Raw genomic sequence first — 13478 nt, forward strand, 5'->3', positions numbered from 1 at the left:
GTGGTGCATTCCTAGTCTGCCCGGCGGGGCACGAACCGGTAGGCCGCGAGATCTTCGTCCAGCCGCCGGCAGGACACCCCTTCGTGCTCGGTGAGGACCGTTCCGAAGGTCTCGCACAGCCGCCGGCGCAGGTCGGCCGCGGCGCCGGCGCCGTGCTCGGCCCGGTGCTTCTGCCACTGGGCGGGAACGACGACGATGACGTCCTCCCCGTCGCGGTGGACCGTGCCGGGCCGCCAGCCGGCCCGGGGGACCAGCGGCCGGGCGGCGCGGGGCGGCTCGGTGAGGTGCCAGTCCACGAGGAACCGGTCGGTCACCTCGCCGGTGTCGTCACCGAAGCCGTCCGGGCCGTACATGGCGGGTTTGACGGCGGTCAGCCGGCCGCCGAGGACATCGAGGTTGAAGTGCGCGTTGCGGGTCTTGACCGGGTCGAAGGTCCACCGCATCAGCGTGATCCCCTCGGCCAGACACCGGTCCCGCTGGGCGTGCTTGAGCCGCCGGCCGATCCCCTTGCCCTGGTGGGCGCGGGCGACCACGGCGAGCTGGGAGTACTGGTAGAAGCGCCAGGCGGGCCCACCGGCCGTGCCGGGCCCGTCCTCGAGGGGTTCGCGGGCCAGGAAGCTGTAGGCGAAGCCGACCAGTTCCCGGCCCCGGTGCGCGTCCACCACCAGGCCGCTGTTGGCCTGGAGGGCGGTCAGCAGCCGGGGGTTGACACCGCCGTCACCCGGGCGCAGGCCCATGACGTCGGCGTACAGCTCCATGCAGGAGGCCATCTCCTCGGGGCCGTCGACATCGTCGACCACGATGTCGTCGCCGGACGCGCCGGGCCGGGCGCAGCCCCGGACGATGGTGCCGCCGCCCGTCATCGGGCGGCTCCGCTGTCCTCGTCCCGGCTCTCCGCGGCCCCGTTCTCCCCGGCCAGGTGGCAGGCGACCTGGGCGCCGAGCGACGGGTCCGCGGAGAGCACCGGAAGGTCGTCCGTGGTGCACCGGGCCGTGCGCCGCCCTTCCTCGTCCAGCCCGGCGAACAGCGGGCAGCGCGGGTGGAACCGGCAGCCTTCCGGGATCGCCGTGGGGTCCGGCGGCTCGCCGGTCAGCAGGGTGGGACGCCGGTCGCGGCCGGAGTCCGGCAGCACCGACAACAGCGCCTTGGTGTAGGGGTGCCGCGGATGCAGCAGCACCTCCTCCACGGTGCCGACCTCGACGATCCGCCCGAGGTACATCACCGCCACCCGGTCCGCGATGTTCCAGGCAAGGCCCAGATCGTGGCTCACCACGAGGGCGGACAGGCCCAGTTCGTCACGGAGGTCCAGGAGCAGCTTCAGGATCTCGCCGCGCACCGAGGCGTCCAGGGAGGCGACCGGCTCGTCGGCGACGACGACCGACGGGCCGAGCGCCAGCGCGCCGGCGATCACCACGCGCTGCTGCTGGCCGCCCGACATCTCGTGCGGATAGCGCCGCATGAAGTCCTCGGGAGGCCGCAGCCCCGCCTGGGACAGGGCGTGGTGGACGCGGGCGTTGAGATCGCCGGTCATCCCGTGCAGACGCGGCCCCTCCGCGACCGCGTCGTAGACGGTCTGCCGGGGGTTCAGCGCGCCACCGGGGTCCTGCAGCACGAGCTGCACATGGCGCCGGTGCTCCTTGAGCGCCGCGTTGGAGTGGCCCAGCCGGTCGCCCCGGTACCGGACCTCACCGCCGGTGGGCCTGACGAGCCCCACCAGCGCCCTGGCGAGGGTGCTCTTGCCGCAGCCGGACTCGCCGATCAGCGCCACGATCTCGCCCTGTCCGATCCGCAGGTCCGCGCCGTCCACGGCGTGGGCCGGGCCGCGGCCGCCCCGGGGCGGATAGGTGACGCGGAGGTCGCGGACCTCGAGCGCCGGCGCCTCCGCGTCCGTACGGGCGTCGGCGGCGGCTCGCTCTGCGGTGGTGCTCACTTCTCACTCCCTCTGCTGACGGTGCGGTCTGCCGACCCGCCGGGGAATTCGGGCAGTACGCGCAGGCAGGCCGCGTGCCGCTCTGGTCCGCTCGGCCACAGCTCGACCGCACGGGTCCGGCACGCGTCCGACACCTCGGGGCAGCGGGGGGCGAACGCACAGCCCTCGCCGAGCTGCGCCAGGTTCGGCGGGTCGCCCGGCAGCCCGGCGGGCGCGCGGCGCGAGGCCGGGTCGCCGATGGTCGGGAAGGCCCGGCCCAGTGCCCGGGTGTAGGGGTGGCGCGGATCCCCGAACAGCTCGGTGGACGGCCCGGTCTCCACCATCTCCCCCGCGTACATCACCGCGAGGCGGTCGCACATATGCGAGAGCACGGACAGGTCGTGGCTGATCATGATGACGCCGATGTTCCGCTCCTGGACCAGGTCCGTGAGCAGCTGCAGGATCTGCGCCTGCACCATCACGTCCAGGGCGGTGGTCGGCTCGTCCGCGATGATCAGGTCGGGGCGGCAGGCCAGCGCCATGGCGATCATGATGCGCTGCCGCTGGCCACCGGAGAACTCGTGCGGGTAGCTGCCCAGCCGGCGCGCGGGGACGCCCACGCTGTCGAGGAGTTCGGCCGCGCGGGCACGTGCCGCCCGCCGGCCCACCTTCTCGTGCAGCACGATCGGCTCGCAGATCTGGTCGCCGATGGTCTGCACCGGGTTCAGCGCGCTCATCGCGCCCTGGAACACCACCGACGCCTGTGCCCAGCGCACCGCGCGGAGTCTGCTCCAGGACGCGGTCAGGGTGTCCTCGCCCTGGAAGCGCACCTCGCCACTGATCCGGGCGGACGCGGGCAGCAGCCGCAGCAGGCTCAGCGCCATGGTCGACTTGCCGGAGCCGGACTCGCCGGCCAGGCCGAGGGTCTGGCCGCCGTCGAGGTCGAAGCTCACTCCGCGTACGGCGGGTACGTCGCTGCCGTTCTTGCCGTTCCGGTAGGTGACCTTGAGGTCGCGTACCTCGAGCATGCTCATGAGCCGCTCACCATCCGGGGGTTGAGGACGTGCTCGACGGCCCGTCCGGTGAGGGTGAAGCCCAGGACGACGACAAGGATCGCGACGCCGGGCGGCAGCAGCCACCACCAGTCGCCGGCGCTCACCGCTCCCTGGGCGAGCGCCGCGTTGAGCATCGAGCCCCAGGACACACTGATCGGGTCGCCGAGCCCGAGGAAGGTCAGGGTCGCCTGGGACAGGATGGCCGAGGCCACGGTCAGCGTGCTGGAGACCAGGATCAGCGGTGCCACGTTGGGCAGTACGTGCCGCAGCATCACCTGGACGTCGCTGGCGCCGAGTGCCTTGGCCCGCTCGATGAACGGCCGCGCCTCGACGGCGAGCGTCTGGGCCCGGATCAGGCGCGCCGTGCCGGTCCAGCTCGTCACCGCGATGGCGATGGTGATGGACGCCGAGCCCTGACCGATCACCGCGGACAGCGAGATGGCCAGCGGCAGGCTGGGCAGCGCGATGAACCAGTCGGTGACGTGCATCAGGGCCTTGCCGACGCGGCCCTGGTAGTGGCCGGCCAGCAGTCCGATCGCGCTGCCGAGCAGCACGGTCAGCAAGGTGGCGATGATGCCGATGGCCAGCGACGAGCGGGCGCCCCAGATCGTCATCAGCAGGATCGACCGGCCCGCCTGGTCGGTGCCCAGCAGATAACCGCCGCTCGGCGCCGCGAGCAGCGGGCCGTCCACCTTGACCACGTCGAGCTGGTCGTCGCCGATGAACAGCGGGGCGCACAGCGCCAGCAGGCCGAAGGCCAGCAGGATGCCGAGGCCCGCCAGGCCGGACGGACGCTGCGCGTAGGCGCGGGCGAAGCGGCGCAGCGCGTGGAACCGCGGCGGCGCGAGTGCGGTGTCGAGGTGGGTCACTGGGCACGCACCCGCGGGTCGAGGAAGCGGTACACCACGTCGGCGAGGAGGTTCATGATGATCACCGAGGCGCTGAAGATGATGAAGGTCCCCCGCAGCAGCGGGAGATCGGGGACCTGGAGGGCCTGGTAGGTCAGATAGCCCAGGCCCGGCCAGGAGTAGACGGTCTCCACCGTGATCGCCCCGCCGACGATGGTGCCGAGGTGGAGGAAGATCACGGTCACCGAGGGCAGCAGGGCGTTGGGCACCGCGTGGTGGCGCCGGACGACGTCGTCCCGCAGGCCCTTGGCGCGCGCGGTCAGCAGGTACGGGCTGCCCAGCTCGTCGATGATGGAGGACCGCATGATGGTCACGTACTGCGCGAAGACCACCAGGACCAGGGTCGTCGCGGGAAGCACCAGGTGCCGGGCCACGTCGAGGACGTGCTCGATCCCGCCGCCGTCCAGGGAGGGGTCGCTCATCTGGCCCGCCGGGAACAGGCCGGGGATCGGTCCGATGCCGACGCTGAAGACGATCAGGAGGATCATGCCGAGCCAGAAGGTCGGCACCGACCACAGCGTCAGCGAGGCACCCGAGGTGATCCGGTCCAGGAGGCTGCCGTGCCGCCAGCCGCTGCGGACGCCCAGCCAGAGGCCGAGCACGACGGAGATCACGGTGGCGGTCCCCATCAGCAGCAGTGTGGGGCCGATGCGCTCACCGATCAGGTGGGCCACCGAGTCCTTGAGCCCCCACGAGTAACCGAGCTTTCCCTGCAGGGTGTCGGTCACGAACGAGACGAACTGCCGCCACAGCGGCTGGTCGACCCCGAGCTGGTGGCGCAACTGGATCATCTGGGCGTCGCTGACCGGACGGCCCCGGGTGAGCGCCTGCACCGGGTCGGCCGGCATCAGGCTGAACATCACGAAGCAGATGACGAGGGTGACGGCGAAGCTCACCGCGGCGGCGGCGAGTTTGCCGCCGAGGTAGCGCAGCAGGCCGAGTCGTCGCGGGTCGCGCGGCGTGCCCGGCCCCGGGCGGGGGGCGCCCGAAGGCGCCTCCCCCACGGTGCCCGGGCCGGCCGGCCCGGCGGTGTCCGTAGTGCTGGTCATCGGCTATTCACGCTCGTCCGCGCCGGCCCGGCGCCTGATCACGAACACGGCGCCGCCGAGGATCACGACCACGAGGGCGACGCCCACGCCGATGAGCGTGCCGTTGCCGGAGGAGGAGGCCGCCTTCCCTCCCGCCGCCGGGGTGGCGTTCAGGTAGTTCCAGAAGGTGGTCTGCGGCTGGTAGAGGCCGGCCGCGTCGGGCTTGCCCTCCGCGAGGCCGGTCACCGTGTCGGTGCGCACCGCGTTCAGGCCGTTGGCGTAGTACAGGGTCAGGTCGCTGTTGGCCTTGTAGAGGATGGACTGCATCCGGCCGATGATCTTCGCCCGCTCGGCCGGGTCGAAGGTGATGACCTGCTGCTTGAAGAGCCGGTCGTACTCCGGGTCGCAGAAGAAGGCGTCGGTGCTGCCGGCCGAGCCGTCGTCGTTGGGCCGGGCGTCGCAGGTCTGGATGCCGAGCAGGTAGGTCGGGTCCGCGCCGGTGCTCCAGGAGTCCATGAGCATGTCCCAGTCGCCCTTGGCCAGGTCGTCGTTGAGCTTGGTGGAGCTCAGCGCCTGGATGTCGACCTTGATGCCGATCTGCTTCAGCCAGCCCGACATGTAGGTCGATACCTGGGTGTCACGCGAGGTGTCGGAGTGGATCCCCAGCCGCAGGACCAGCGGCTTCTTGGTCTTGGGGTCGGTCCGGATGCCGTCCTCGCCCTTGGTGTAGCCGGCGTCGTCCAGCATCTGGTTCGCCTTGGCCGGGTCGTGGTCGAGCTTCTCCCCGGCGGCGGGGCTCCAGGACCACTGGGGCCAGGCCGGCGGGAGGTAGCTGTGGCTCACCGTGCCGAGACCGCCGAGCACCTTGTCGACCAGGGTCTGCTTGTCGGTGGCCAGCGCGATCGCGGTACGCAGGGTCGCGTCGGCCAGCGCCGGGTTGCCGGTGCCGATCTTCTTGCCGGTCCGGGTCCTGGCGCCCGCGTTGATCTCGACGGCGGTCCAGCGGTTGCCGACCTCCTGGAAGGTCTGGACCGACTTCTGGCCCTTCAGCGACTCGTACAGCGTCGAGTTGAGGCTGGCGTTGTTGACGAAGTCGAGCTGACCACTGCGCAGCGCGGCGACCGCGGCGTCGGAGGTCTTGAAGGACTGCTGGATCAGGTGGTCGAACTTGGGGGCGCCCAGGACGAACTTCTTGTTGGCGTCGAACTTGGCGTACTGCTCGGTCTTGTACTGCGTCAGCGTCCACGGGCCGTAGCCGACGAGCGGGAAGCTGTCGTTCGTGTAGTCCTTGAGACCGGCGACGTGCGACTCCCAGATGTGCTTCGGCACGATCGGGATGCCGCTGACGGGGATGCTGACGTACAGCATGTTCGCCTGCGGCGCCTTGGTCTTGATGACCAGGGTGGTGGGGTCGGGGGCGGTGACCGACGCGAAGTTCTCGACCAGCGACCCGTTGGCCGTGCCGGCGATGTCGTCGGTCATGATGAGGTTGAGCGTCCAGGCGGCGTCCTCGGCGGTGAGCGGCTTGCCGTCGCTCCACTTCAGGCCGTCCCGGATCTTGAACGTCCAGGTGAGCTTGTCCGGCGAGGTGCTCCACGAGGTCGCGAGGTACGGACCCGGGGTGCCGTCGGCCTTCAGGGTGTTGAGGGTCGGATAGACAGCTGCGTAGACGTCGAGCGAACCCTTGAGGTACCCGAGGAAGGGATTCAGGGAGTCCACCTGGCCGGCCATCGCCGACCGCAGGGTGGTGCCCTGCGCGGCGGACGCCGTCGGCGCGGTGCCGATCGTCGCGGCGCCGAGCAGCAGGGTGGCGCCCAGAGCGGACGCGGCGCGTGCGAATCCGCGGCCGCGGGCTCTCGGGGGCGTGGCAGTGCCTATCGTCACGGAATCCTTCTCCTTTTCAGTGCCGTGGTCGTGCCAGGGCAGGGGGGGACGTCGGCTCAGCGGGCAGAGCCGGTACGAGGGTCCGTTCGCAGGTAGCTGTCGAGGACCCGGACTCCGAAGGCGAGGCTGTCCACGAGCACCCGCTCGTCGACGCCGTGCACGAAGTCCCAGTGGGAGAAACCCGGTGGAGTGGTGCCGGGGGCGAAGCCGTAGCCGGCGATGCCGAGCCGTGCGAACGCCTTGGCGTCGGTGCCCCCGGACATGCAGTACGGCAGTACCAGCGCCTCGGGGTCGTGGGCCCGCAGCGCCGCCGCCATCGCGGCGAACTCCGCGGTGGTGTGGTCGGCGGAGACCGGGGCGGCGAAGCTGGCGAACTCCCGGGTCACCGCGGAGCCCAGGATGGCGTCGACGACCTCGAAGAAGGCGTCCTCCGCGCCGGGCAGGATCCGGCCGTCCACACCGGCGGTGGCCTCGCTGGGGATGACGTTGTGCTTGTAGCCGGCCTGCAGCATGGTCGGGTTGAGGGTGTTGGACACGGTCGCCTCGACCAGCCGCGCGGCCTCGCCGAGCCGCGCCAGGGAGGCCGGGTCCGCCGGGTCGATCTCGATCCCGAGGTGCGCGCCCAGCCCGTCGAGGAGGGCGCCCACGGTGGGCGTGATGTGTACGGGCCAGGAGTGGGCGGACAGTTCCGCGAGCACGCGGGCGAGGGTGCTGACAGCGTTGTCCGGATTGCGGCGGGAGCCGTGGCCCGCCGTGCCGCGGGCGGTGAGGGTCATCCAGGCGCTGCCCCGCTCCCCCGCGGCGATCGGGTACAACCGCGTCCCGTTCGGAAGGTGCACCGCGTGGCCGCCGGATTCACTGATCGCGGTGGTGACGCCTTCGAAGAGGTCGGGGTGCTTCTCCGTCAGGAAGCCCGCGCCGTACGCGCCGGTGTCCTCCTCGTCCGCGACGAAGGCCATGACGATGTCCCGCGGCGGCCGGTAGCCGGTGCGGCCGAACGACCGGGCCACGGCCAGCATCATCGCGTCCATGTCCTTCATGTCCAGGGCGCCCCGGCCCCAGACGGCCCCGTCCCGCACCTCTCCGCAAAAGGGGTCGAAGCTCCAGTCGGCGGGCTCGGCCGGCACCACGTCCAGGTGCCCGTGGACCAGCAGGGCGGGGGCGGAGGGGTCGGTGCCCGGGATGCGCACGACGGTGCTGGCCCGGCCGGGGGCGGACTCCAGCACGGTCGGCGCGAAGCCCGCGTCGGTGAGGGTCTCGGCGACCCACTCCGCCGCGGCACGCTCGCCCCGGGAGTCGCCGCCGCCGAAGTTGCTGGTGTCGAAGGTGATGAGACGGGAGCACAGGTCGACGGTGTCGGCCGCCATGGCGTGGTGCTCGGGCGTCGCGGGTGCGGGCTGTGCGGTCACGAAGTGCTTCTCTCGGGGTCTGCCTGCGGGAGGAGGGCAACGTCGGTCGGCGCGGCGGTGACCGGGCGGGTGACGGCCGGGGCTTCTGCCGCGGCGTCGTCGGCGTAGCACTGCAGTGCCCGGGCGAGTTCGGCCCGGCGCCGGTCACGGCGGCCGGCGCCCTTCGCGCCCGCGGCGGCCAGCGAGGCCAGGATGTGGCCCACCGCGGTGACCGCTGTGGGCGAGTGACGAGGCGACTCGCTTCTCGTGTTGATGGCGAGCACGTGGTGCGCCGTCGCGCAGACCGGGCTGTCGTAGCTGTCGGTGAGGGCGATCACCGTCGCGCCGAGCGCCTGGAACTGCCGGGCCACGCCCAGGGTGAGCTGACTGTAACTGCGAAAGCTGTATGCCACAAGTACATCGCTGGGGTGAGCGTCACTGATCGCGTTGACGGCCGCCCCGCTGCCCGGCTGGATCAGCGTGACGTCGCGCAGCGACGAGGTCAGGTCCGAGGCGAGCAGCGCCGCATAGCCGATCGACTTGAGGTCGCCGAAGATCCACCGGCGGCGGCCCGCGAGGATCGCCTCGGCCGCCAGCTCCAGGGCACCGTTGGCCTGCAGCGAGTTGAGCGTGCCGGCGAGGTTCTGCTGCTCCCGGTCGAGCGTGCGGCGCAGCGGGGAACGATCCTGCGCCTCGCCGTCCCGGCGGGTGAACCGCAGATCGGGCGGGGTGAGCCGGCGGTTCGCCTCCCGGCCGGCCTGACGCCGCAGATCGTCGGTGTCGGCGAACCCGGCCATGGCCAGCAGCCGGTCGAGGTCCTCGGACCTGGCCCCGGACGCACGGAGCAGTTGCGCCGGTCTGCGTTCCAGCGCCGCGGGGTAGTCCGCCGCGATGACCGCGACCAGGCGCTCACCGGCCGGGCCGCACTGCGCGGCCGCCGTCCTCAGCAGAGTGAGCACCGGCGTCGGGGCGAATGCCGTGGCCATCCGCGACCCTCCCTCATGTCCGTTTCGCGGTGAGCTGGTCCGTTAAGCGAGGTCGATTTACTGGGAGTTAATACATCTGACGGATCGATTGCCCTAAGTGCTCGGCGAGTATTACTGTCGCCCGATGACATCGTCAAGGGTTGAATCACCCGAGGCATCACCACCACCGGACGGGTCGCCCCGTGCCGCACTGGACGAGGCCGCGAACCGGGCGATCGCCACACTCGCCGGGTCGGTGGCCCAGGTCAGACGGGCATCCGGCCTGACCCTGTCGACCGTTGCCGGCCGGGCGGGCTTCTCCCCGGCCTACATCTCCCAGATCGAATCGGGCTCGGCCAACCCGACCGCGCGCACGCTGGCACAGGTGGCCGCGGGCCTCGGGTGCGGCGTGGCCGAACTGTTCGGCGCGGCGGGAGGCGAGGCCGGGAGCGCCCCCGCGTTCCCGGCCCGCTTCGCGGCCGCCCCGCTGCTCGCCCAGGTGCCCGGCCACTCCGGCATCTGGGACCGCACCGCGAGCGGCGCGTCCCGGCTGCAGGTCCGGCTGGTCCACGGCGACCCCGGCGACCACGCGGAGCCGGTCCGCCACCCGGGCGAGGAGGTCCTCGTCGTGCTGGCCGGCGAATGCACCGTGCGGGTCGGCGACTTCGTGCACCCCCTGCGCCCCGCCGACGTCTGCCACCTGGCGGCGTCGGACGAACACCAGATCACCGAGTCCAGCGACGACCTGCTGCTGCTGGTCGTCCTCACCGAGGAGTAGCGCCCATGTCATCGGCCCACGCGGCCCCGCCCGCCCCGCGCCAGGCGTCCGCCGCCGGCAGCGTGCCCGCCGCGCACGAGGCGGCGGCCGACGGTCTGGCCCCGGCCGCCGGACCGGAGGAGGCACCCGAGGTCTGGCCGCTGACCGCCCGCACCGTCGGCGGTGAACTGCACATCGGCGGGGTCTCGTTGCCCGCTCTGGCCGAGGTGTGCGGCACACCCCTGTACGTCGTCGACGAGGCCGACTTCAGGGAACGGGCCCGCCAGTGGCGGGTCTCCGGGGCCGACCGGGTGCACTACGCCTCCAAGGCCTTCCTGTGCGCCGAGATGGTCCGCTGGGTGGACGCCGAGCGGCTGCACCTGGACGTGTGCAGCGAGGGCGAACTCGAACTCGCCGTCGGCACCGGCTTCGACCCGGCCCGGATCGTCCTGCACGGCAACAACAAGCTCCCGGCCGAGCTGGCCGCCGCCGTCCGGCACGGGGTCGGCGTCGTGGTCGTCGACTGCCTGGAGGAGATCGAGCGGCTGGCCGCCCTCTCGCGCGCCGCCGGCCGGGTCCAGGACGTCTATCTGCGGATCGCGCCCGGGGTCGCGGCCGACACCCACGACTACATGGCGACCGGCAGCGACGACGTCAAGTTCGGCTTCCCGATCTCCGGCGGCCACGCCGAGCGGGCCGCCCTGGCCGCCCACCGCGCCCCGGGCCTGCGGTTCGCGGGCGTCCACTCGCACATCGGCTCGCAGATCGTGGACACCGCGGGGCTGCGCACCGCGGCGGCCCGGATCGCCGGCTTCGTCCGGACGCTCGCCGAGCGCCACGGCATCACCGTCACGGAGATCGACCTCGGCGGCGGCGCCGGCATCCCCTACCTGCCGGGCCGGCCGCGGCTGCGTCCGGCCGACGCGGTCGCCGCGCTGCGGGCGGGGATCGCCGAGGTGCTCGATCCCCGCGAGGTCCGTCTGGCCGTGGAGCCCGGCCGGTCGATGATCGGCACGGCCGGGGTGACGCTGTACCGGATCGGCGTGGTCAAGGACGGCCTGCGGCGGCGCTTCGTCTCCGTCGACGGCGGCATGAGCGACGCCCTGCGCCCCTCGCTGTACGCCGCCCAGTACACGGCCTGGACCGCCAACCGCACGGTGACCGGCCCGCCCAGGCACTCGGTCGTCGTCGGCAAGCACTGCGAGAGCGGTGACGTCGTGGTGCCCGACATCGCCCTGCCCGGAGACGTCGCCGTCGGCGATCTGCTCGCCGTCCCCGCCACCGGCGCCTACCACCACGTGATGGCCAGCAACTACAACTTCCAGCCGCGCCCGGCCGTGGTCGCGGTCGCCGACGGCCGCGCCCGGCTGATGGTGCGCCGGGAGACCGCGGCCGATCTGCTGGCCCGCGACGCGGCCGGACAGGCCGTCGACCTCGAGGGGAGCGCGCCGTGACGGAGCGTCAGGCACTTCAGGGGAGTCAGGTGCGGCAGGACCCCGGCCCCAAGCGGGCGCTGCCGCACGGGGAGTGGCCCTCGCCGATCACCGCGGACATGGTCGCGGCCGGTTCGGGATCCAGGAGCTGGCCCTCCGGCGCCGGGGCGGAGACCTGGTGGTGCGCCCTGGACCCGCGGACCGCCACCGTGCGGCTGCTGCGCACCCACGCGGCCGCGCCGGATCCACGACCGGTGCTGGGCGAGGGCTGGTCCGTGCGCAACCGCGCGCTCGGCTACGGCGGCCGTCCCTACGTCCTGCGACCGGGAGCCGCACACCACCTGCTGGTCTTCACCGACCACCGCGACCAGCGCCTCTACCGCGCCGACGTCCCGTCCCTCCAGGACGACGCCGCGGCGCCCGGCGCGCCGGCCGAGCCGGAGCCGCGTCCGCTGACCCCGCCGGACGGACCTGGAGCGGACACCTGTTACGTCGACATGACGATCAGTCAGGACGGCACGGAGGTCTGGTGCGTCCGCGAGGTGACGGTCGCGCCGTCCGGTCCCGGGGACGACGATCCGGCCCCCCGAACCCGCCGCGACATCGTGGCCGTGCCGCTGTCCGGGGCGGCCGCCGACGACCCCGGAGCGATCAGAGTGGTCGCCCGCTCCCACCACTTCCTGTCCGGTGCCCGCGTCTGCCCCGACGGCCGCCGGCTGGCCTGGATCGGCTGGGACCATCCGCTGATGCCGTGGGACGCCACCGACCTGATGGTCGCCGACCTGGTGGACGGCGTCGCGGTCGGCGCCGTACGCGTACTGGGCGGTGACGGGGTGTCGGTGCCGCAGGCGGAGTGGGCCGGCCCGGACACGCTGTACGCGATGGCGGACCCGGACGGCTGGTGGAATCTGCACCGCGTCTCGCTGGGGCCGCGCGACGCCGGCCCCGCCGGCGCCGCCGCCGTCGAGTGCGTCCTGCCGATGCGACGGGAGTGCGCCGGCGCGCTGTGGCGGGTGGGCCAGAGCTGGTTCGCGGTCACCACCGCCGGCGTCGTCCTGCGCCACGGCCTCGGCGACCAGCAGCTCGCGCTCTGGCGTCCGGACACCGGGACACTCACCGATCTCGCCCCGGGATGGACCGAGTTCGGCTCCGACCTGTGGGCCGACGACACGCACGCCGTGCTCCTCGCGGGCGCCGCCGATCGCGGCCGCACCGTGCTGCGGGTACCCCTGCCCGGCTCCGGGACGCCCCCCGCCCCGCCCGTCGACTGCACTCCGGCGGGCCGCACCCCGTACGCCGCCTGGCACTCGGTTCCGGAGCGCCGCACCGCCCACGCGGCGGACGGCCGTGAGGTGCACTACGTCTACTACCCGCCGGTCAACCCGGACGCCAAGGGACCGGACGGCGAGGCGCCGCCGCTGCTGATCCACGTCCACGGCGGCCCGACCAGCGGCACCGGCGCCACCCCCGACCTGGAGTTCTCGCTCTTCTGCAGTCGGGGCTTCGCGGTCGCGAGCGTCGACTACGGCGGCTCCACCGGATACGGCCGTGAGTACCGCGACCGCCTCCGGCACTCCTGGGGCGTGGTGGACGTCGAGGACAGCGTCACCGTGGCACGCGAACTGGCCGCTCTCGGGCTCGCGGACCCCGCCCGCACCGCGATCCGCGGCGGCTCGGCCGGGGGGTGGACGTCGCTGGCCTGCCTCAGCTCGACCGACGTGTTCGCCTGCGGTGCGGTGTACTACCCGATCAGCGATCCGCTGGCCTGGTCCGGCGGCCACACGCACGACTTCGAGTCCCGCTACGTCCACGGCCTCATCGGTGAACTCCCCCGCGACCGCGCGCGGTACGAGCGGGTCTCACCGCTGGCGAACGCGGCACGCATCAGCAGCCCGCTGGTGATGCTGCAGGGCGCCGACGACTTCATCTGCCGCCCGGACCAGGCGGAGGTCATCGTCGCGGCGGTCGCGGCGCGCGGACTGTGGCACCGCTATCTGCTCTTCGAGGGCGAGGGACACGGCTTCCGCAAGGCGTCCAGCGTCGCGCGGTCGCTGCTCGCCGAGGCGGAACTGTACAGCCACGTCATGGGCGTCACGGTCGACGTGGGCCACGAGGACGCCTGACGGCCGGTCACCCGGTGCGGGACCGTCC

11 protein-coding genes are annotated in these 13478 nt (G+C 72.8%); 3 read left to right on the forward strand and 8 right to left on the reverse strand.

Annotation, left to right across the window (positions count from 1 at the left end; all coding sequences use genetic code 11):
* Positions 1-11 precede the first annotated feature (11 nt).
* The 8 genes from ACIP98_RS07735 to ACIP98_RS07770 are packed head-to-tail and all read right to left on the reverse strand — an operon-like array spanning position 12 to position 9158.
* A complete protein-coding gene (locus ACIP98_RS07735; RefSeq protein ID WP_319658036.1) occupies positions 12-863 on the reverse strand; it encodes a hypothetical protein in 852 nt (283 codons plus the stop codon).
* Complete coding sequence (locus tag ACIP98_RS07740) at positions 860-1930, reverse strand: ABC transporter ATP-binding protein (RefSeq protein WP_319658035.1); 1071 nt, start codon at positions 1928-1930, stop codon at positions 860-862. Before ACIP98_RS07740 ends, ACIP98_RS07735 begins: the two co-directional genes overlap by 4 nt.
* Positions 1927-2943 (reverse strand): ABC transporter ATP-binding protein, encoded by a 1017-nt coding sequence (locus ACIP98_RS07745; protein ID WP_319658034.1) that lies wholly within the window; start codon positions 2941-2943, stop codon positions 1927-1929. Before ACIP98_RS07745 ends, ACIP98_RS07740 begins: the two co-directional genes overlap by 4 nt.
* Positions 2940-3833 (reverse strand): ABC transporter permease, encoded by an 894-nt coding sequence (locus tag ACIP98_RS07750; RefSeq protein WP_319658032.1) that lies wholly within the window; start codon positions 3831-3833, stop codon positions 2940-2942. The genes ACIP98_RS07745 and ACIP98_RS07750 overlap by 4 nt, the downstream gene beginning before the upstream one ends.
* Positions 3830-4921 (reverse strand): ABC transporter permease, encoded by a 1092-nt coding sequence (locus ACIP98_RS07755; protein ID WP_319658031.1) that lies wholly within the window; start codon positions 4919-4921, stop codon positions 3830-3832. Before ACIP98_RS07755 ends, ACIP98_RS07750 begins: the two co-directional genes overlap by 4 nt.
* Before the next feature lie 3 nt (positions 4922-4924).
* Positions 4925-6784, reverse strand: coding sequence for an ABC transporter substrate-binding protein (locus ACIP98_RS07760; protein WP_319658030.1), 1860 nt, complete (start codon positions 6782-6784; stop codon positions 4925-4927).
* Positions 6785-6840: 56 nt separating this feature from the next.
* The gene (locus ACIP98_RS07765) at positions 6841-8193 is read right to left on the reverse strand and encodes a M20/M25/M40 family metallo-hydrolase (RefSeq protein ID WP_319658029.1); all 1353 of its coding nucleotides are present in this window, start codon (positions 8191-8193) and stop codon (positions 6841-6843) included.
* Positions 8190-9158: a MurR/RpiR family transcriptional regulator gene (locus ACIP98_RS07770; RefSeq protein WP_401974285.1), complete on the reverse strand. Its 969-nt coding sequence runs from the start codon at positions 9156-9158 to the stop codon at positions 8190-8192. The genes ACIP98_RS07765 and ACIP98_RS07770 overlap by 4 nt, the downstream gene beginning before the upstream one ends.
* A 124-nt stretch (positions 9159-9282) precedes the next feature.
* Here ACIP98_RS07770 and ACIP98_RS07775 point away from each other — a divergent pair, with 124 nt between their 5' ends.
* The 3 genes from ACIP98_RS07775 to ACIP98_RS07785 are packed head-to-tail and all read left to right on the forward strand — an operon-like array spanning position 9283 to position 13450.
* Positions 9283-9915 carry a helix-turn-helix domain-containing protein gene (locus ACIP98_RS07775; RefSeq protein WP_319658027.1) on the forward strand — a complete coding sequence of 211 codons (633 nt, stop codon included), beginning with the start codon at positions 9283-9285 and terminating at the stop codon, positions 9913-9915.
* Between the two features lie 5 nt (positions 9916-9920).
* The gene (gene lysA, locus ACIP98_RS07780) at positions 9921-11348 is read left to right on the forward strand and encodes a diaminopimelate decarboxylase (protein ID WP_401974288.1); all 1428 of its coding nucleotides are present in this window, start codon (positions 9921-9923) and stop codon (positions 11346-11348) included.
* A complete protein-coding gene (locus ACIP98_RS07785; RefSeq protein WP_401974289.1) occupies positions 11345-13450 on the forward strand; it encodes a prolyl oligopeptidase family serine peptidase in 2106 nt (701 codons plus the stop codon). The genes lysA and ACIP98_RS07785 overlap by 4 nt, the downstream gene beginning before the upstream one ends.
* Positions 13451-13478: the final 28 nt, after the last annotated feature.

The organism is Streptomyces sp. NPDC088354 (assembly GCF_044753585.1).
GTDB lineage: Bacteria > Actinomycetota > Actinomycetes > Streptomycetales > Streptomycetaceae > Actinacidiphila.